Annotated in this window: 25 protein-coding genes; 22 read left to right on the top strand and 3 right to left on the bottom strand. The window is 38.1% G+C overall.

Annotated features, from left to right (window positions below; translation table 11 throughout):
• Positions 1-13 precede the first annotated feature (13 nt).
• The 3 genes from AC58QC_RS18140 to AC58QC_RS18130 all read left to right on the top strand — a co-directional run bounded on the left by AC58QC_RS18140 (position 14) and on the right by AC58QC_RS18130 (position 2,857).
• Positions 14-832 (top strand): ABC transporter permease, encoded by an 819-nt coding sequence (locus tag AC58QC_RS18140; RefSeq protein ID WP_497416532.1) that lies wholly within the window; start codon positions 14-16, stop codon positions 830-832.
• A 2-nt stretch (positions 833-834) separates the two neighbouring features.
• Positions 835-1,650 (top strand): ABC transporter ATP-binding protein, encoded by an 816-nt coding sequence (locus AC58QC_RS18135; RefSeq protein ID WP_497416531.1) that lies wholly within the window; start codon positions 835-837, stop codon positions 1,648-1,650.
• A gap of 145 nt (positions 1,651-1,795) precedes the next feature.
• A complete protein-coding gene (locus tag AC58QC_RS18130; protein WP_497416530.1) occupies positions 1,796-2,857 on the top strand; it encodes a LacI family DNA-binding transcriptional regulator in 1,062 nt (353 codons plus the stop codon).
• 114 nt (positions 2,858-2,971) lie between these two features.
• Here AC58QC_RS18130 and AC58QC_RS18125 read toward each other — a convergent pair whose 3' ends face one another.
• The 3 genes from AC58QC_RS18125 to AC58QC_RS18115 all read right to left on the bottom strand — a co-directional run bounded on the left by AC58QC_RS18125 (position 2,972) and on the right by AC58QC_RS18115 (position 5,721).
• The gene (locus AC58QC_RS18125) at positions 2,972-3,940 is read right to left on the bottom strand and encodes a cation diffusion facilitator family transporter (RefSeq protein WP_497416529.1); all 969 of its coding nucleotides are present in this window, start codon (positions 3,938-3,940) and stop codon (positions 2,972-2,974) included.
• 413 nt (positions 3,941-4,353) lie between these two features.
• The gene (locus AC58QC_RS18120; RefSeq protein ID WP_497416528.1) at positions 4,354-5,457 is read right to left on the bottom strand and encodes a site-specific integrase; all 1,104 of its coding nucleotides are present in this window, start codon (positions 5,455-5,457) and stop codon (positions 4,354-4,356) included.
• A gap of 84 nt (positions 5,458-5,541) precedes the next feature.
• Positions 5,542-5,721, bottom strand: a complete 180-nt coding sequence (locus AC58QC_RS18115) for a helix-turn-helix domain-containing protein (RefSeq protein WP_497416688.1) — start codon at positions 5,719-5,721, stop codon at positions 5,542-5,544.
• A gap of 171 nt (positions 5,722-5,892) precedes the next feature.
• Between AC58QC_RS18115 and AC58QC_RS18110 the strand changes: the two genes are divergently transcribed.
• The 19 genes from AC58QC_RS18110 (at position 5,893) to AC58QC_RS18020 (ending at position 19,982) form a co-directional block, all read left to right on the top strand.
• Positions 5,893-6,096 carry a helix-turn-helix domain-containing protein gene (locus tag AC58QC_RS18110; RefSeq protein ID WP_497416527.1) on the top strand — a complete coding sequence of 68 codons (204 nt, stop codon included), beginning with the start codon at positions 5,893-5,895 and terminating at the stop codon, positions 6,094-6,096.
• 716 nt (positions 6,097-6,812) lie between these two features.
• Positions 6,813-8,585 (top strand): hypothetical protein, encoded by a 1,773-nt coding sequence (locus AC58QC_RS18105; protein WP_497416526.1) that lies wholly within the window; start codon positions 6,813-6,815, stop codon positions 8,583-8,585.
• A gap of 363 nt (positions 8,586-8,948) precedes the next feature.
• Positions 8,949-9,518, top strand: coding sequence for a hypothetical protein (locus AC58QC_RS18100; protein ID WP_497416525.1), 570 nt, complete (start codon positions 8,949-8,951; stop codon positions 9,516-9,518).
• 223 nt (positions 9,519-9,741) lie between these two features.
• Entirely contained in the window at positions 9,742-10,275 is a 534-nt protein-coding gene (locus AC58QC_RS18095; RefSeq protein WP_497416524.1) for a hypothetical protein, read from the top strand.
• 251 nt (positions 10,276-10,526) lie between these two features.
• Complete coding sequence (locus AC58QC_RS18090) at positions 10,527-11,153, top strand: hypothetical protein (RefSeq protein WP_497416523.1); 627 nt, start codon at positions 10,527-10,529, stop codon at positions 11,151-11,153.
• 247 nt (positions 11,154-11,400) lie between these two features.
• Entirely contained in the window at positions 11,401-11,829 is a 429-nt protein-coding gene (locus AC58QC_RS18085) for an HIT family protein (RefSeq protein WP_497416522.1), read from the top strand.
• A gap of 35 nt (positions 11,830-11,864) precedes the next feature.
• Entirely contained in the window at positions 11,865-12,593 is a 729-nt protein-coding gene (locus AC58QC_RS18080; RefSeq protein WP_497416521.1) for a hypothetical protein, read from the top strand.
• 67 nt (positions 12,594-12,660) lie between these two features.
• Positions 12,661-12,882 carry a DUF6199 family natural product biosynthesis protein gene (locus AC58QC_RS18075; RefSeq protein ID WP_497416520.1) on the top strand — a complete coding sequence of 74 codons (222 nt, stop codon included), beginning with the start codon at positions 12,661-12,663 and terminating at the stop codon, positions 12,880-12,882.
• 258 nt (positions 12,883-13,140) lie between these two features.
• Entirely contained in the window at positions 13,141-13,476 is a 336-nt protein-coding gene (locus AC58QC_RS18070; RefSeq protein ID WP_497416519.1) for a hypothetical protein, read from the top strand.
• 295 nt (positions 13,477-13,771) lie between these two features.
• A complete protein-coding gene (locus AC58QC_RS18065; protein ID WP_497416518.1) occupies positions 13,772-14,863 on the top strand; it encodes an ankyrin repeat domain-containing protein in 1,092 nt (363 codons plus the stop codon).
• 23 nt (positions 14,864-14,886) lie between these two features.
• Positions 14,887-15,048, top strand: coding sequence for a hypothetical protein (locus tag AC58QC_RS18060; RefSeq protein ID WP_497416517.1), 162 nt, complete (start codon positions 14,887-14,889; stop codon positions 15,046-15,048).
• A 95-nt stretch (positions 15,049-15,143) separates the two neighbouring features.
• Positions 15,144-15,533, top strand: coding sequence for a hypothetical protein (locus AC58QC_RS18055; RefSeq protein WP_497416516.1), 390 nt, complete (start codon positions 15,144-15,146; stop codon positions 15,531-15,533).
• Between the two features lie 227 nt (positions 15,534-15,760).
• Positions 15,761-15,904 (top strand): GNAT family N-acetyltransferase, encoded by a 144-nt coding sequence (locus AC58QC_RS18050; RefSeq protein WP_497416515.1) that lies wholly within the window; start codon positions 15,761-15,763, stop codon positions 15,902-15,904.
• Positions 15,905-16,307: 403 nt separating this feature from the next.
• Positions 16,308-17,090: an HNH endonuclease gene (locus AC58QC_RS18045; RefSeq protein WP_497416514.1), complete on the top strand. Its 783-nt coding sequence runs from the start codon at positions 16,308-16,310 to the stop codon at positions 17,088-17,090.
• Positions 17,091-17,124: 34 nt separating this feature from the next.
• Positions 17,125-17,538 carry a DUF6884 domain-containing protein gene (locus AC58QC_RS18040; protein ID WP_497416513.1) on the top strand — a complete coding sequence of 138 codons (414 nt, stop codon included), beginning with the start codon at positions 17,125-17,127 and terminating at the stop codon, positions 17,536-17,538.
• 129 nt (positions 17,539-17,667) lie between these two features.
• The gene (locus AC58QC_RS18035) at positions 17,668-18,108 is read left to right on the top strand and encodes a NucA/NucB deoxyribonuclease domain-containing protein (protein ID WP_497416512.1); all 441 of its coding nucleotides are present in this window, start codon (positions 17,668-17,670) and stop codon (positions 18,106-18,108) included.
• A gap of 212 nt (positions 18,109-18,320) precedes the next feature.
• Positions 18,321-18,830, top strand: a complete 510-nt coding sequence (locus AC58QC_RS18030; RefSeq protein ID WP_497416511.1) for an HNH endonuclease — start codon at positions 18,321-18,323, stop codon at positions 18,828-18,830.
• A gap of 5 nt (positions 18,831-18,835) precedes the next feature.
• Positions 18,836-19,408 carry a hypothetical protein gene (locus AC58QC_RS18025; protein WP_497416510.1) on the top strand — a complete coding sequence of 191 codons (573 nt, stop codon included), beginning with the start codon at positions 18,836-18,838 and terminating at the stop codon, positions 19,406-19,408.
• 61 nt (positions 19,409-19,469) lie between these two features.
• Positions 19,470-19,982, top strand: coding sequence for a hypothetical protein (locus AC58QC_RS18020; RefSeq protein WP_497416509.1), 513 nt, complete (start codon positions 19,470-19,472; stop codon positions 19,980-19,982).
• Positions 19,983-20,243 lie beyond the last annotated feature (261 nt).

Raw genomic sequence — 20,243 nt, 5'->3', positions numbered from 1 at the left:
AGGAGGTCTGCAGATGGAAACGCTGATGAAAAAAAGACGCAAGTCATCGTTATTTGCCATACGAGGCGAAATAAGCCGCAAATCCTACATGTCTGGTGTAGTGCTTATCGTTGCGATCGTGTTGTTGTTCTGGAGCGTGATGAGTTACGGCGAGTTCGTAAATCGCACCTTCCTCCCAACACCAGATCAAGTGCTGCGGCAGTTTGGGATTCAACTCCAGAACCCCGTGTTCTGGCATAATGTTTGGATTAGTATTTTCCGGGTCGGAGGCGGATTCTTGCTCGCTTGCTTAATCGGGATTCCACTTGGGATTTTGGCGGGGACGTATCGTTTTGCAGAGGCGTTGCTTGTACCTCCTACAGAATTTATTAGATATATGCCTGCGACAGCGTTCATTCCTTTAATCATGGTTTGGGCGGGGATTGGCGAATGGGCAAAGGTTCTCGTAATCTTCTTGGGTTGTTTCTTCCAGCTGATGCTGATGGTTGCAGACAATACACGGTCGGTATCCAATGATCTATTGCAAACCTCTTATACGCTTGGTGCAAAACGGTGGCAAGTGATAGAAAAGGTGCTGATTCCCGCACTGCTGCCTGATTTGATGAACACACTGCGCTTAATCATTGGGTGGGCATGGACGTATCTGGTTGTAGCGGAATTAGTTGCGGCAAGCAGTGGCCTTGGATTTTCCATTATGAAGGCGCAGCGATTCCTCAATACAGATCAGATTTTTGTAGGGATTATTGCGATTGGTTTGTTGGGTTTGCTGACAGATCGTACATTTGCCTATTGTCATAAGCGATTTTTCCCATGGCTGGAAGGAGGGCGTTAGGTATGGAAGCATTGAACTTGGCATATAACGTACCTTCTGATGGGAAAAGTTCAGGTGTGCGTAAAATCGATGCTGTCGATGTGACAAAGGTGTACAGTACGAAGAAATCACAATTCGTTGCTTTGGATCGTGTATCCTTTCATGTAGATGCGCATGAGTTCGTCAGCTTTGTCGGCCCTTCGGGCTGCGGGAAGTCTTCGTTATTACGCATCATTGCGGGTTTAGAGCCCCTGACAATGGGAGATTTAAGTATCAACGGTCATGAGATTGACGGTCCTGGTGCGGATAGAGGCATGGTCTTCCAGAGTTATACGTTGTTCCCATGGTTATCCGTACGAGAGAATATCGAATTCGGCTTGACGCTGAAGGGAGTTCCTCTGTTCGAAAAGAGAGCGATATCCGATCATTTCATGGAGCTTGTCGGTTTGCAAAAATTTGCTAAATCACTGCCGAAGGAGCTTTCGGGCGGGATGAAGCAGCGGGTTGCGATCGCTCGTGCTTTAGCGAATAATCCGGATGTGCTGCTCATGGATGAACCGTTCGGCGCTCTTGATCCACAAACGAAAAATTCCATGCAGGAATTGCTGCTGCGAATTTGGGAGAAAGAGAAAACAACAGTTGTCTTCATTACCCATGACATTGAGGAGGCGATCTTCCTTTCACAAAGGGTGTATGTGATGCAGGCGCATCCAGGCACGATCCGCAGTGAGATTGTCATACCGCGCGGGCTGCGGCAGGTGGAGGATGTGAAGGATTCAGAAGCTTTCGTGAAGCTGAAGAAGCAGATCATTTCGTTGATTGGGCATCATGACGAGTAAGGGATAAGGACACCATTAGCAGAGTGCTCTGCTAGTGGTGTTTTTTTTCGAGTTCGGTTGGGTGGGCATCAAGAAGGTAGGAATTTGACGAGTAACAGGCTTCTAGCTACAATTAGTTTAAGCATTTCAAGAATGAGGGCATGGGATGAAAAAAAACAAACAAGCTACCATTGTCGATGTTGCCTCTGAGGCAGGTGTGTCCATTGCGACGGTGTCGAATGTGATTAACCGTAGAAAGGTACCGATGTCACCGGAAACCATTCGTAAAGTGGATGAAGCGGTTGTGCGGCTGGGGTATCGCCGCAACGTCATGGCGACGAATTTAAGTCGACGTCGGTCGAATGAGTTGGGACTGATTCTCCCGCATTTTGGCGGGTATTATGGCAGATTTGCCGAGAAGCTGGAACAGAAGTTTCATAGCTATGGTTATCATTTATCGGTATTTTCAGCGGCAGGTATGGATCCTGAGGTTGAAATTCGGCATATTGAGCACTTATTGCAACGACGGGTGGACGGATTGGTGTCACATGGCTTGGCAATGAGTATACACTCTACCCAGCAGTTGGTAGGTGAGGGGACACCGCTTGTTATCTTTAATGGCTGGGGATGGCCGAGTGAGATTGCGAAGCTGGCGGTGAATTTGGATTTTGCAAAGGCTTCGAGTGAAGCTGTGCAATACTTTCTGACACACGGCTGCCAAGCAGTTTTCTATGCGGGAAGACGTAAAGGGATGGGCGCGAATGAGCAGCGGATCGAAGGTTTTCTAGCGGGACTAGGCGATAAAGCGGAGACAATAGTGCATGCGCTTTTGGATGCTGGAGAGCTGGGCGTGGCTGGCACATTTGATGAGGCGTTACGCATGAGCGGTGAGCTTCGACCGATAGGTATTTACACGTTCAATGATGCGCTAGCGTTGGAATTGATTGCCGAGTGTCATGAGCGCGGTATTCGCGTTCCTGAGGATGTGCAGCTTATTGGTATGGATAATGAGCATTTTGCGAAAGCGAGCTTTCCTTCCATTACGAGCTTCGAGATGCCAGTCGAGCTGCAAACGAGTTTAGTCGCGGCTTTCTTGATGCGGCAGATGGGGGAGGCGCTGGATGAGGAGAGCGAGAAGCTGCTTGACTCCTATCTGGCTCAGACGCAAGGGCACGAGCTGCTAATTGATATGGAAATGGTTGTGCGGAAATCGACGCAGAATGAATAAAAACGGTTGATCACTTGGGGAAAAGTGATCAACCGTTTTTATTTAGTTTTTGGGAAAGGGGAGAGATATGGGAGCTGCATCAGCACTTGAAAGCTGGAAGTGGTTAGCCAGGTCTCAGGCGCCTGTATGGCTTTGTTGTTTTAGTTGCTTTTGCTGTCGCAGAAAGTCCTTCCCATATTCGCCATGTGGATTAATGCCCGCGTGCTCGATTTGAATCGTGGCATGCTCGATCCCGTACCTGGTTTTCAACGTCTCATTGATCGCGAGAATCACACAGAAGGGCTGAATGTTGGGGCTTATAAACACATGCGCGGTCAGTGAGTAGTGGTCGGTTGAAACCGCCCAGAGATGCATCTCATGCACATCTTCCACACCTTCTACCTTCGCGATCACATCGCGGATTTCGTCTAGATTATATTTTTCGGGGACGGATTCCATCAGGATCATGAAGGATTCTCGAATGATTTTGCTGCCACCTGTAAAAATAATGCCCCCAATCACCATCGAAATCAGCGGATCGAACCAGAGAAGACCTGAATAGTAAATGACAATCGATGAAAGGATGACACCTACCGAGCTGAGCAAATCGCCAAAAAAGTGCCAGAGCGCGCTTTGCACATTGAGATTGTCTTCCTCCTTGACGCTGTTATGGAGAACTAACGTTAGCACGAGATTAACAACGAATCCTATCGAAGCAATGCCCAGCATGAGCCCCAATTGTATCGGTTGAGGGTGTATGACACGTTGAATACCTTCAATAAAAATGCCCAACGCGATGATACAAAGGGCTAAACCGTTCAGAAATGAAGCGACAATCTCAAAGCGCAGGAATCCAAAGGTGAAGCGGGCATTAGGCTGGCGCGTAGCAAGCTGCAAGGCAACCATGCTCAGACCAAGCGCAAAGACATCTGAAATCATATGGGCAGAATCGGATAAAAGAGCAAGTGAATTTGAGAGCACCCCACCGACAATTTCAACAATCGTAAAAAAAGCAGTTAGGATGAGGGTGACCCACAGGGTTCTTCTTGACTTACTTTGTTCTTTCACATGGTGGAGATGATGATAGTCATACTCGACGCTCATAGGGTTCCTCCTTATTTAGAATAATTCTAATTAATTTATTCTTAGTATATGCCACATGGGTGAAAGGTGCAACTGAATTTGTGGGAGGAATTTGAAAGTGAGCTGAGGGGAGGTCAAGAGGACAAGAATGAAGATAATAGTGTAGAAAATAAAGCGTTTTCTTTTTTGTAACAGAAATGAAATATTCCCGTTATGGTTCCATAATGTTCACTTGGTAATATAATAAACAAGACCCCCTTTTTAATATAAACTTTTAGAACCCGGCCCCGTTGGCTGGGTTCCTTTTTTTTTGTTTGGGATGAAATGCTTAATACATAAGGGTTTGTTGAAGATTTGAAGGGGCAGAACACCGAAAAACCGTGTTTTGGTCGGTTTTTGGTCGGTAATTATAGGTAATGAAGGGGAAATAGAGGTTATTTCAAGAGGTTTTCTAAAGCGTTAGAGGCATCGGATTGCATATTTGGCATTAAGTGCGAGTACAAATCCATGGTGATTTTATACGAAGTGTGCCCGAGCCTTTCTTGAACTATCTTTGGGTGTACACCTAATGTAAGCAAAAGTGAAGCGCAGGTATGTCTTAAATCGTGGAAACGAATTTTTCTCATTCCAGTCTTAAGGAGTAAACGATTCCAAAGTTTATGACAATCATGTTTAGGGAGTGGTCGTCCATACTTTGTGCAGATGAGAAATCCTTCATCAATATACTTATCACCAGAATTTCGCTTCTCATCTTCTATGATACGAAGCCGATTACAGATTGCCTCAACTACAAGTGGTGAAATTGAAATAGAACGTGTTCCAGCAGCTGTTTTAGTTCCACTTTGAATCACCCTTTTGAAGTTTAAAATATTGCGAATGTATATCTTCTTGTTTGGAAGATCAATGTCAGACATTCTAAGCCCAAGTATCTCGCCTTGTCTCATTCCGCAATGCAGAGCAAGCACAAAGATAATTGCTAGTCTATGATTGGTTATGGCGGCTAAGAAGTCTCTGGCTTCGTCGGGGCTCCAGTGAGCCATTTCTTTTCTTGAAACCTTAGGCTTTGATACAAGTGCTGCTGGATTACGAGGAAGCAATTGCTTTCGCTCAGCATCTGACAGCGCCTTATGAATAACCTTAAAAACATTCTTATTGAAGCTTTCGGATAATCCCTTTTCTTCAATTGCACTTAACAGACTTTCGATTGTCATTGCGGTTATATTTAAGATTTTGACTTGTCCAATTTCAGGTATAATATGCTTTTCAATTAGCGTTGAGTAACCCTTTTTTGTAACTTCTCTTAGATCACGTCTGTTACTTAACCATTCATAAAGGTATGCTCCTAAAGTCAAGTTAGTGGGCTTGCTTGTATTTCCTTTATTAACTTCATTTTTTGCAGCCACTTCTGCCGCTTCTGCATCTCCCTTAAGTCTAAATCCTCGCTTTTTAAACGTCACTCGTTTGCCTTGGTTATCTCTTACTTCAAAGACGTAATAGTATGGATTCTTCTTAGCATTAGGGTCTTTTTTAACTGTCATGTTGATTCCTCCTATTATGCTTTAGTGTTTATTATTCCGGTATAGGTTTGTGGGGCTGCAACTCGAATGGCAATTTCTAATTCACTAATTTTTCGTTTTCACCCACAATAGGAATCCTTCTTTATCAACTCGTATTGATCTACCTATGCGCTTTACGGCGAACTTGAGTTCATCCTGATTTACTAATTCGTAAGCTTGTCTTCGACCTATTCTAAGATATCTCCTAATGTCATCAACTGTTAATGTTTCTTTACTCTGAGTAATAATTCATGCACTCCTTCCCTTGATCTGTCTACTTTAGTCATACTTTGCAACGCTATGGCGATGCACTGTAATTTTATATCGCTTTAACGATGCAAACAACTCTTTTTTTATTGCATCATACATTTGTTGATGCTACATTCGAGTTACTAACAGTGGTGGAGGACATTAAAAATGCCAATACGAATAAAGCTTAAAGAGATACTTGAACAAAAGAATATCTCCCAAAGAGAATTAGCAAGGCAAACTGGACTACGATCCAACACAATTAGTGATTTATGTTCTGAAAGAGGGAGCAGAGTCTATCTTGATACACTTGAGATAATTTGTATTGCGTTAGATGTTGAAGTTTCTGAATTACTTAAATTAGAAAAATAATAGTCATCCTTACGTCTCCCATCTCAGATAGAATTTACAAACTCTGAAAGCCTTGTAAACAGGATTTCTTTATACGATTAATTTTATGGGGTTATTTTGTACAACCGAGTTAAGGTTTTACTCATCCAAATTAAGGTAACAGTATTATCTTTCACTAGGTTGCACATAATAGGAAGTCCTGGTGATGGCAAGTTTAAGAACATAGTGGCAGGGCAGACTGCTTAGTATGTAACGAAGATATCTATTCTCTTTTGCGGTCGAGGAAGAGGGAAATGTCAATTTGCTAAAGGAGTTGTTTGGACTATTCGAGGCAGTTGAAGATACGGTGAGGCGCAACGAATTTGAAATTATATATCGGATTAACATATTAGAATAAAGTCTAAACAAAACATTACAAGAACAATTTGCGGAAATTCTATTAGTCATTGTTAGGATTTGAGGACTTATGTCCTTAAGTCTAATCAATTTTTGAATACCTAGCGAAAGGTAAATATGTATTAAACCAAGCGTTCCAGCGGAAGGCTTTTTTGTTGTCTTTTAATGTATTTTAAGCTTAGCTTATTAGCGCATGTATCAACTATTTATATAGAAACAGCATTATCTTTCACTAGGTAGGGCAAACTAAGAAGTTAAAACACTATACCATCATTTACCACGTTTAATTCTAATGCTATCCAATCAAAATAGCTTTAGACATATGTTGGGGCGGTGTTTAAGTGAGCGAAAATCGAGACGATTCATTTGTGAAAGCCGATCCATTCGAACAAACATACGGTCAAAAGTACGCTGTCAAAGTAGATCACTTAGAACGGAAAATATTGTATTACGAAACAGGTGAGAATAAATTTAGTGTCCTAAGCCTTGAACCAAGTATTGGTAAATCAATCATTTCTAACCGAATAATAAAAAGTCACCTTTTTGATTTATTAAATAACAATCGCCGGAATTTTTTGATTGTTAAACGATTCAAAAAAGATGTAGAAGAGACGGCAAAGGTTCTTGGTGCTCAAGATATTATGGGTAACAAAGTGATAGGTATTCACCGCGATAATCGTTCTGAATGGGAAGGTAAACTAAATTCGTTAAATACATATCGCGTTGTCGTCATTACTCATGAAAGATACATCAGTTTATGTTTGAACGAGCAGCAACGGTTGTTGTTCTCACAGAATCGTCATACTTTGATTATCGACGAGAAGGTGAACTTACCAATTTTTATGTTTAATGAAGCAGCAGTGAAAATGATACAAGGTATTTTACCTACGGCATTGTTAAACTTTCTTGTAGAGATTACTGCGCCATTGTTTAAATTAATCACTGATCTCAAACATACGAAGGGTAACAACAACCGCTGTGTAATTTGTAAGCCTAAGGTAAATGCCGGATTGCTGCAAGCTTTCACACAAGCTGTTGAATCTAACAAGCACTGTTTTTCATTGCAAGAAATGCAAATGGTAAGGAAGTTTATAAAAACTCTTGAGGTCTTATCAAGTGCCAGAAGCATTTATAACAATGGAGCAATTAGTGGATACGACAGAAAGTACAAATTGTGGGGGTTAAAGAACAATATAATCCTAGATGCAAATGGAGAAATTGACCATTTATACAGAGTAGCCGCCAATATCAAGCTCGACAGACAAACAAAAATAGTTAGTCACATTGGTTCGACTTTAACATGGTTAAAGTTCAATTCAAGCGCCAGTAATATCAAAATATATAAAGTTGATTACCTTAATGAGATTAGCTCACATATCAAGGAGCATCACATTACAGAAACAGATAAGACGTTAATTGTTGTCCATATGGATTATGAAGAAGATATAGCGAAAATTTTGAGGGGTATGGATTTAAGTGCTGAGGTATCTAAAAGATATTCCGGCGAAGAAATATGCATTGACCACTTTGGTAATCTCGTTGGGAAAAATGATTACAGACTATTCAGCAAATGTTGGGTTATCGGCACTCCTAACATTAGAATGGAGCATCATATTCTGCATTGGATGCAATATTCTAAAGAAGAACTTGGGTATCAAAATACTGAGATGATACGACGGACAAGCTACTCATTCAGAAATGATGAATTTGAAGCAATTCGCGAAAGTTATGTTCTAAGTGAGATATATCAATGCCTAAAACGAGTACAGCGTAACCCATTACCGCAAGGTGACTTCTTTGTTGTTATTAATGATGAGGACATAATAAATGCTTTAGAAAAGCTATTAACAAATATTCACCGTAAACAAAATGTTACGCTGGTCACAGGCAGCAAAAAGAGGGAAGAAAACAGTGAAAATAAGAATGTTGATAAATTGATTAAAGTCATAACAAATCTGGAAATCGGCACATACAAGAAAAGTTACATACGAACAAAGGCAGGAATAGAAGAAACTGCGCATTTTTTCAGATACTTAAATAATATTCGAATACAGGAGTTGGTTATTGCAGGATTAATATTTATAAAACATTCCACTATTGTCAAACTAAAATAAATAAACTCTCCACTCCTTACTTATTTATATGGATAATATGGAGAGTTTAAAAGATAAGTGTTCGAGTTCTTTTTCCCAAGAAAGCGTTAGCTTTCTTGGAACACGATAAATTGCGGAGCAATTTTGAGGGCAAAAGCATATACGTTCTAAGAAGGTGTTAATCATTACATTAGACACAGATTTGTTATGTTTAACGATGACAAATCTGCTTTTTACGAACTATTAAGCCTATAATCCATGCTGCGTAAGACTTTCATCGACACTGGAGTTTTCGCAACCGATAGATCATCATCGGCGTTATCTCAGCAACAAAGTATCTACTTCAAACGTCAATGATAATAATTAAATGCCGGAGGCTAAAGAATGAAGAAATATATACCGTTGCTGCTCTTCTTCGCTATCTTTGCGATAGCGGCGCATCAGGATTGGAACAAGGGAAAAGCAAACGGGAAAATGTTAGCGGCAAAAGAATTGCATGACTGCATTAACCGTCAAAAACAAATACCCACTGACTTTCAAAAATACTTTGACTATAAGTTCGATGATATTCCCCCTTTTCCTTCGATGCCGGTGAACTATGAATACACCATACCTGCCAATACGAATAAGAAAACAATGGATGTGGATGAGTTTGTTTGTTCAAGTAAAAATGTTCATACACAAGTTGATTCAATTCCGATTGTTAGAGCCAAGGTTCTTCATAAAGACGTGCGCAGAGTTTACCCTGACGAACTTGGACAAGCAGGCTTCATACATCCAGATAGACAGGTATTTGTAGTTGTATCAAAGACGTTCGGTGACGTTCCGATGAAGCGAGGTACATCTAAAAATCCTATTGTTTTTAACCTTTACGATGCAGAAACAGGGGACTTGTACGGGATTGGGTATAAAGGTGAAGCCGCAGATGTGGAATCGCCTGTAAAGGGGAAATAACTTAAAAAAGTGATTATTAGTTGTTGCCGTATTGATTTGTTTAGCATTGATTTTCATTTTACCAAACGACAAATATGCTTTTAGCTACTGCTTTTGAATCTGATCCAGAGAAAGCGGTAGAAATAGCTGATTTCGTTTTTTTAGGTAAAGTCCATGAGATGAGATTATAGTAATTATTGATAATTTCAGCAGTTTCAAATGTCAAAATGAAAAGAGGAAAACCATGAAGAAATACATTGCGTTGTTGCTCTTTTTCGCGATCTTTGCATTATCTGTAAACCAAGATATGCGGAAAGGTCACAAACACGAGCTAGCATTAGAGCCTTCAAACAAAGTGCTAACAATGACTGATGTCCAAGAAGCTTTTGTGCAAGCAGGATCAACCTTAGAAGCTTGGGACAATTCACAGAGTTTCTATACGTTAAATGGCGTTGTTCCTGCTTTGTATAAAGCTAATGGCGGAGAGTTTGCTATCTACGTGTTCCGCTCGGATGCAGATCGGGTGCAGGGGCGAGAAGACTTCGATACTCAAACAGCTACGGCTAAAGTAGCGCTATCGAATATTTATGAAGTTAGGAATGTTCTGATATTTGAGTTTAGGTCAGCTGCACAAAATGAGCTGATGCAGAAGGTTATTGACGAGCTGTTTGGATCAATGAAGCTGGAGATGCTGTCGATTGGTAAAGTTGAAGCAGCATTACAAAAACATGGTATTCAGCTTGATCCAGCTGAGTTTAATTACAGAGTCGAGGCATGACGCAGGATTTTGGGGAGTCACTTTAGGTGGTAATAGTTATCTTTAGGTACAGCATTATCCACTGAAAAGATGGAAGGGTTTTCGTTGTTAGCAGAGTGAATAGCGGGGGATGTTGTAATGAGTATTTCCTCAAAATAAAATGAAATCCCAATACTTCCCAACTTATGATATAATTTTTACCATAAGAAATACTATCAAATTCAGGAAGTGTGATTTTTATTCATCAGTACAATTTTGAAAGATTTAAGGAAATGTACCACTATGAACTTGAACAAAAAGAAAGAATCAATGGTAGGATTCAAGTTCCAATTGGAATTTTAACTCTCCTTATAGGATTAGCAGTTTATTTTATCAACAATTTCGAGGATATAAAAGATAATACCTTATCATCAGTATTTTTTTATATAATGTTTGGATTATATTTGACATCACTTCTTGTTATAGTTATTTTTCTATTTAGCGCGTATTACAACTATCGATACGGATACGTTCCCACTCCTAGAAAGATACATTTTTTCACAATGCAGCGTGTTGGTTATTATGATGAATACTATGAAGAATATTTCAAAAAGATCGGAGGACCCTCGAAAGAAGATTTAATTAAAAGTGATGTTGATTCTTATATATATGATATATATCGCATGGCTGCAAGTAGAAATAGGCGGTTAAATGCACGTAAAACCAATTTGTTAAGGATTACTGGAATTGTTTTGATAATCTCAGTTACGATAGGTATGTTTACCTTAATCCCATACTTTCTATCAGTTGAAAAGAAAGAAATACAAAAGATCCAAATTGAAGAATTGAAGGATCTCATTGATACAATTAGATTTAAAAAAATTGAGGTTAAAAAGGAGGTGAGTGATGATGACAAATAATCCACAAACATCCAATGGTTCTAAGAACCCTCCACCAAAGCCAGGCTCTCTTGATATGACTATTATAACTGAAGGTGGTTCGGCAAACGGTGGTAAAAAATAGGTTACTATTAGAAAAGACAACGGTATCTACACACGATGCCGTTTTTTGTTGCGCCAGACACGATCAGAAGCATCAAAAATCTATCCAGCTAGTGGAAACATGCAGAAAAATCTGGGGTAATAAAGTAACAATGGGAGAGTTATCATGAATCATAATTGCTTGGGTTGCCGATTAGCGAATGGTGTTGAGTCAGTACACATCGTCCATGAAGATGATCTTGTAACATGCATCTTGGATATTTCACCGTTGAACGAGGGACATACTTTGATATTGCCAAAGAAACATTTTCTCGACGTTGAAGAAATGGATTTAGAAACAGTAACAGCGATAATGGTTTCAGCGGCGGAAATTTCCAAGGGGCTAAAAGCGGTTTTTAAGCCGGATGGAATCAGCGTGATCCAGAACGGCGGCAAGTTCAATGATCTTGGTCATTATCACATGCACGTATTTCCACGTTATGAAGGTGATGGGTTTGGATGGTTAGAGCCAGAAGATATAACGTATGCAAAAGGCAGACTTGGAGATACGAGAGAAAGGCTTGTGAAAAGGATAAAGCTTGAATTAAAAGAATGATTTTATTTGAAAGATTGATTACAGGAGCATATCCAATGAGAGCATCATCATTAGAGATCAATTTAACAAATCTCAACTGCCAAGCTACATGCACTTTATTCAATTATTGGCGAATGGTTGACACCATAACCAATCTTACAGCTACCTTTAAGTGTGGTAAAGTATATGGTCTTGTTGGTAATCTAGGTTCAGGCGGATGGGCTTTATCATACATTTTGGCAGGTAAGCCATTGATGGATAATGCTTATCAAAGTTCATTGCATGTAAATGGTCAAATTGCTACTTCCAGTTTGTTGCGTAATATATCTTGTTACGTTGGTGAAGGTGTTTCAGAACATCCTTTTATTCAGAGACAACAATACCCAAACAAATTAACAAGAAAAATCTTAGGTATTAGAACAGTCGCGGAACAAATACAACAAGGAATTAATCAAAGCCAATGTAAATATAGTCTACATGAAATTGCTGAAATGTTTGATTTATCTGGGGTTCATGAAAACAATGAAAGACATGGAAGGATTCACAGACCATTAGAGTTTCAAAGTGGTGAAGTATGGAGGGCATCAATGGCAATTGGTTTTGCTTATGGTAAAAGGCTATATACTGTACCATGGATGCAAACCAAAGATTGGATGGAGTACATAGTTGGCGAATACAACAAAAAGTATATTGAAATATTAAGGAATCATGATGCTATTGTAGTTGTTCCAGTTAGCGATAAAAAATTATTAGGGAATTTAGCGGATGATTTGATATATCTATAAACAAATGAAAGCACGATTTTATAGTCATTAGAATCGAAAATATTACCTTGGTTACGGTAGGTGTTCTATGGAAACGAGAATATTTTTAATACTTTTCTTTGGTGCTATAATCTCTTATGGAGTGTTAGCTATCGTAAATCCATATTGGGTGTGGAAACATGGTTTTCAAACATCAACCAAAGTACGTGAACCCCGAAATGCAGATTTACTAATGACAAAAGTCATGGGAGTTTTTTTAATCATTCTAATGATTATTATTTTAATTTCTATTATTGTTAATTGGAAATGAAGGGACTTGAATTTCCGTTTGGTATAAATGAGCAATTTCATTGAAAGGAAAATGGCTGATGCAATGTCCAAAGAAATATTGTTTTTTTTGGCTAGATAAAGGTACTTGCGGATGCGCTTTCGGCAAATGCACTAGGATAGAGGTAGATCAGGGGCATAAGGATTGGTATGAACCAAATGAGCCTGAACATGACAAAAGTGGTCTTCTTTATGACCATTTCATCGAGAAAGCCAAATAAAGCATGGTGGAGTGAAATCTATGAAGGAAGAAATTATGAACATAATTAAAGTGCTGAATAAGCGAGAAACAATTCCATTTACTGGACTTGAAAGAAATTCAGTCTATCATAAACTTATTTCATACATAAACAACTCCATTTGTCTTTTCATCAGTGAATCACACGATGATGTTGCACTGTTTATTAAAAGGGCAGAACAAGAAATTCGGATGTTAGTTGAAAGAAACTTGAAGCATACAGATTACTTTACTTTATGTGAACAATACATGATGCTTGTTTCAAAGCACTTGTTGAATCATAATCTACTTTCTAAAGAAGGTCTAAACGTGCTTCCTGAAAAATACCAACTGAATTAAATAAAACATGGATTTCATTCAACAAACGGGCAGTTTGAAAAAATAAACGTCTAAATGTGATAAATCAGTACTTCATTTGTGGTACCATTTCGTTAATGGGATAAGCTGAAACAAACTCCCCGCTATTTTTGGCACAGATGTAGTGTCGTGAAATAAAGGTGTATATGTTTACTTTATTGAATTTACCTTATTGGTACAATACGAAAACCATTGTAAAAAAACAAACTCTCAATAGAATAAATCGTCGGTTTCCAATTTTATATAATAGTGAATTTCCTCATCATAGGAGCTACTAATGAATAAAAAGTCAATTTTAGGAAGAGTTTTGCTTGCTACTTTGGTTTTGTCTGCAGCAGAGGGATGTTCAACTCTGGACTCGTTCAAGTCTACGACTGTGGCTGAAAAACCAGACCCTAATCAAGAGAAGTATCAATCTGATCTTAAACAATATTGTAATGATTGCATCGTCTATGATGTCTACCACTATCAAAACGATGAAGTACTGATTGCCTTTGCGTCAAAGTCTTGGCATCTGGACAAAAAGAAAAATTTAAGTGGGGCTTCATATTACTTATATGAATTTGTCCCTAGTAAAGATACCTATTATGCAGTATCGAATAATATAGCGATTCGACATCCAGAGATTCCCGATGTGGTTTCGGTTTGGGGTTCTCTAAAATATACTGAATTACAAGAAGCCTATAGAGATCATCTAAAGTCATATCAGTTCAATTCCAATGACGGCATCAATGCTACTGATGCTGAGGGCAATACAAAGCTAATGCTTGCAGCAAAGAACGGTCAATTAAACTTAATTCAAGATCTTATTGCCAAGGGAGCTGATATAAATAAAGTTAACATGACAGACACTACAGCTTTAATGTACGCAATTGAAAAGCCTGGTTCTAATTCCATATACATAATAAATACTCTTATTGACAAAGGTGCTAATGTTAATGCAGTTACAACGAATGGAAACACTCCTCTCGGTTTTGCACAAGCATTCAGTAATACCGAATCTATCCCAATATTATTAGCAGCCGGAGCGGATCCATTTGTTCCAGATGGGAACGCAACATTAATTGAAAAAGCCGTAATTTACGCACTAGAAAACAACGATGCTAAGAATAAAGTGGTTCAGGTATATTATGATTGGTTGAAGCAGAATGAAAGTCTATACGACCAAGCTCTATACAATAGAGTGATGATTACGATAAAGAATTATTATAATTCAGCGACATATGCCAAGTGGTTACGCATATATACAGAAAATAGAAATCGAATAATGCCTAAGTCGTGCATAGTAGGAGTTGATTGCCCGGATATGACTGCATGGTGGATTAAGGCAGGGGTTGCTCCAGGGATTAAAAAAGAACCGCGGCAGTAGTTTAAAGGAAGCACATAAGTTGAATGAAAACTGCAACAGCTCTTTTGGTGCAATTTCTACAGGATACAAACATTGCTGATTTTGATATTTATAAGTTATGGCTGACTGACGATGAAAAGCTTGTAGATGTTAAAAATGCGATTGTGATGCACCTCTGCAATTACCCTAAATTCAATACCATATGAGTATCGACGCTATAAGTTGCTCGGCTCGATCAAGATTGTGCCGATAACACCTTTTCTTATAATCAGTTTGAAGAAGTTCTAGGGGGTAGACATCTATGTACATACTTAAATCTAAAGTATTAAAAAGCTCAGTCATTTTGTTTTTCATTTTTTTTGCTTGTATTGCATGTAGTAATGAATCAGATCAAAAGCGTCGAGAAATAACTGTGGGATCCACAGCGAGTATGGGAAGTGGGGGCTTTCTTGCTCAGAATAAGAAAGCATACGATACTATGGTTTCTATGGCTATAAGTCAAAATAATGCAGGAATTAAACAGTTAGTCCAATCAGGGAGTTTAATAATTTTAGATGAGGGTTCGGAAGTAGAGGTTTTAGAGGTAGAGCCAGAGCCGAATGACCCTAACAATAAACGAGGGAGATATGCAAAAGTGAATTTAATACCCGCAAATAAAACTGGGTATGTGATGTATCTTTTATTAGAATAAAAAGTTATTTCGTTTTATCTGGTTTGCCAAGCCTTTTTGATGTTGGGAAGTAAAAGATGGTGTCGGGTGACAAGAACAATAACTCATTAAATGCCGCGTAGATCGCGGTTTTATTATTTTATGGGATCAACCGAAGAGACTAATGTCATATCGTCTGGACAGAACGATAGCATCAGGACAACGTTGGTAACCGAGTATGAAACTAAACTGGAACAAATAAATTCGATTTGGACGGGGAAGCACTCTTTCTAGCCATTAAAAACGGCGATATTGTAGGAGTTTGCGGATTGAATCAAGACCCGCATTCAGATAACATAGAAGTTGGTCGTGTTCGTCGGCTTTATGTCTCACCAAGTGTACGCCGGGAATAGGACGAATGCTAATGGATTCAGTTATTGCAGAAGCTAGAAATTACTTTCAAATGCTTGTGTTAAAGACTGATAAAATTGTTGCTGATTTGTTTATCGCTCATTCGGGTTTTCGGTAAAAGATGATTCAGAAAATGACACTCATTTTCTTTCGTTAGTGTGAGCTTACTGGGATCATTAATTCAATAAAAGAGAAGTTTGATTGAGCCGCCACATCGTATATGCGGCTTTTTTGTTATGTTGCCAGATTGAATATTTTGAATGGACGGACTTACATCAGTTGAGGAGAACTATTTCAGAGGATTCTTGTCTGATAAGAAACCAGAAGATTGCAAATAGCTATCCTTAATTAAATTCAAGGATTATAATCAGTTGTATGAGACTTACAAAGTAAGGAGTAAACACCATGACTATCCCTTATGCAACTGTTGAGCAGGTAGAAAATGCATTAAAAAAATTTGATGATGTTATAAGGCACGAACCAAATTGGGAGCGTTGGATAAATAACAAAAACCATAAGTATGCTATTCTGTGGCAAGATCAAATTTATCCTATTAAAGAGATTATTCGTCAAGCTACTGGATATACCGATTTCAGTGGTGGGAAGGGTAGTTCAGCAGCAAATTCATATATTAAGAACTTGGGTTTTGAAATAGTTTCGCTTGATGAAGGGTATCGTGACAGTGAACAAGCGATACATGAAGTTGTAACGTATCTTACAGCAAACCCACCTAAAGCCGCCATACAGCAATTTAAAAGAGAGCGTTTGCGCACAGGTGAAAGGGAATTTGAAAATAGCCTCCTTGAAATGTCTGATGAACAGTTCAACGAATATCTTAATCAATTAGATTCCAATGCCGGAATAGACGTTAAGCAAGGCTTAATTAAGATTAGAAAATACAATAAGAGAATCATCAATGATTTAAAAGAGCGCTGTAATCATAGCTGTCAGATATGTGGATTTAACAGCATCAAAGAATATGGGGAATCAGTTGTTGAAGCGCACCACATTGAGGAATTTTCTTTGACACAAAACAACAAGCCGGAGAACATATTGATCGTTTGCCCAACCCACCATAGGTTAATTCACAAATCAAATGGTAAGTTTGACAAAGAAAGCTTACAAGTTGCGTATGCCAATGGAAAAGTGGAATCACTAAAAATAAAAGCACATTTCTTGCAACTATAAGCTATAATGCTTGGGTATGAAAGGGAGCAATAATATGTATGCATTGATTAGTTGTACGAAATTAAAACAAGAGTATACTTGTCCGGCAAGAGAAATGTATCTTAAATCAGCCTTATTTAGCAAAGCTATTAAATATATCGAGCTTCAAGGGTATGACGATTGGTTTATACTCTCGGCGAAGTATGGTTTGTTAAACAAGGACGAGGTAATTGAGCCTTATGACGTTACACTTAACAAAATGAAGTCGACTGAAAAGAAAATATGGTCTAGGAACGTAGCGGATCAAATCATCAGTTTGGGACTAAAAAATGTGGACTTTTATGCTGGAATGAATTATCGCTCACATATAATACCTAGATTAATAGAACAGGACATAAAATGGAGCGTGCCACTTCTTGGTAAAGGTATAGGGCAGCAATTGCAGTTTTATTCTAGACAGGTTATTTAGATTAGAGCATGGTGCGCTACAGAAGTGGAGTGATTTAAGTGAAAGTATATAACGGATACGTTACCGACTGAATAATAATATTAAATAGTTGATAAATAATTATAAATAATCCATTTCAAGGTAGGTTCTATGAAAAAGAAATTAATATATTTATCAATAGTCGTACTTCTATTAATAAGCTTGTCTTACTTTTATAAAATAGGCTTATTCCCTCAAGACTCTTCTTTACAAAACCAAGACACTTCAACTCAATATACTATAATACTACCAGCAGATCGTTTTCCAGAAACTGCCGCGCATATTAAAGCTGCTATTGAGCATGGTGAAACTCCAGTGTGTACAATTGATCGCAAAGGTGCAGAAGAGAATCGCAAGGAATCATTAAAGAATATCCCTACAAAGCCCAATAAAGACAGGGATGAGTTCCCAATGGCAATGTGTGCAGAAGGTGGAACTGGTGCAGATATAGCCTACATAACCCCTTCTGACAATCGTGGAGCTGGATCATGGGTAGGTAATCAGTTAGAGAATTATCCAGATGGAACTAAAGTGAAGATAATGGTTAAGTGATCGTTAAAATGACTGTTTTAAAAGGAGATATCTATTAGATGTTAAAGACAACTAAGGTACTTTGTCCAATTTGTTCAAAAGTGTTTAGTTACGGTCATTTGCGATATGGTTACAAGCACATTTGCAAAAGAGACTTTATAAATACTGAAGAATATTATTTAAGTAAGATAAAGAGAGCGCAATAAAATGGCTATTTAATGGGGGTGGTTTTAATGTCTTCACCTGCACAGGCAGCAAGTCAAGCAGTGAGAGCCTTTCTTAGAAAAATGGGTAGAAACTATGATATTAATCGAGGTCTTCAACCTTTTAATGACAGAGTTCATATCGAAATGATTCTAGATTACTTTGATGGGCAATGTTGTTATTGCGGAGATGGACTTCGGGACAAACAATGGGATAAGGATCATCTTATTCCTATGAATAAAGACCATGGAGGACTACATGCTTGGGGGAATATTGTTCCTTCCTGCAAACAATGTAATTCAACACGCCAACACAAGTCTTGGAATGATTTTCTGAAAACACTTTTAGGAGATAATGAAGAGCTTTATATCATAAGAAAAAATCTAATTAATAGTTATATTTATTATAATAAATATGATGCAGGAAGCTATACGGATCATATTAAAGTTCTTGCAAATCAATTACAGTCAGAAGTTTCTAAATTTGTTAGCCAAAAGCTTGAGGAAAAAATGAAAGAAAGTGAACGAATTTTTGAATAATAAGCATGTTTCATTTCAGGGAAATTGGAGGGACTCTTATTTTAAAATTATTATCTAGATATTTTGTGCTGGTTCTAATTATTATCTTTGCTTCTGCTTGTACTGATAACACTCCAAGTATCTCAGAATCTCAAATCAAAAAAGATGAGATAATTAAGCAAAAACAGGATGAGTTAGGATTGAAGCATAATGCGATGATGAACTGGGAAGAAAATTTCCAAGATCAACTTACTGTTAAAATACAAAGCGCTTTGAAAAATAAAACTGTACTCTTTAAAAACAGTTACCTAGATGATGTATATCAACAAGATGGTATTTTGATTTCCAAATTAGAAAGCTCCGAAGGATTCCAACTAATTTTGAAAACAACTCCCAATTCTGAAGTGTCTAATAGACTTCTAACGGGTGATTTGAGATACCAAGGTCTATCCGTAATTGTTGATGTACAAGAAGTAATAGTACCCCAAATAGCTCTAAATCCACATAATGTTGACGGGAAATATGCAGAAATTGAAGTGAATACAGATACCATAAAAGTAGTAAATGGCAGTCTTATTGATTTTATTGTTGAAGAGTAGAAATTCCTTTTCATTATCTTGTTGTAATATATATTGAACATTCGGAGTAGGAAGGTGATTAATGCAACTTGAGTATATAAAGAGAAATAGGGGAATTATTGCAGTGATATTTATTATACTTGCATTGTTCTTTTTAGTACTTAGCGGAGGGTATTCTAAGGCGAGTGATGAAGCCAGCCTTTCTACAGATGACCCAATAATTATGGATATCTCTTTAAGGAAAGTGGAGATTGTATCCAATGAACATGTTGGAAACAGTTGGGGATTTATTGGTTATGTTAATGGCATGGAATTAAAGAGAGGCGATAAAATATCTATCTCTGTGGGGAGAAAAGATACTCTAAATTATCAGGCTAAGGCAGAAGAACACGATAGCATTCCAGACAGAGGCTCAAAAGAAACGAATATCAATGTTGAAAGTTTAAATTTCAAGAATATAGCTGTTACCAATTTGGATGTGAGTGTTAGAGAAAATAGAGGTAGATATTCGGGTAATGAAGCAGTTGTACGGTTTGAATTTACAGCAACAAGACACATAAGGTTTGCTGATGTAATCAGATATATGTTCAAATAAAAAAACGAATAAAGACGTTTGAACATCTAAAAGAAACAAAAGGCGGTAAGGAGAGAATACATGACTAACAAATAATTATCCTCTTGATCCATTTGTCAAGATTTATAGGCTTGGAGGATGCAGGGTTTTAGACAAGATTACAAGATTCACGCTTTAATATTACATCCAATGCGCCTGTCATTATGGGGAGAAATAAAGACGGTAGAAATGAGCTGTTCCCAAACGACATGCAGGTAGCGCGGATTTTACCGACTATAGAAG

It is taken from the genome of Paenibacillus sp. J22P51 (assembly GCF_059692215.1).
This window is presented reverse-complemented; position numbering and strand designations above follow the sequence as displayed.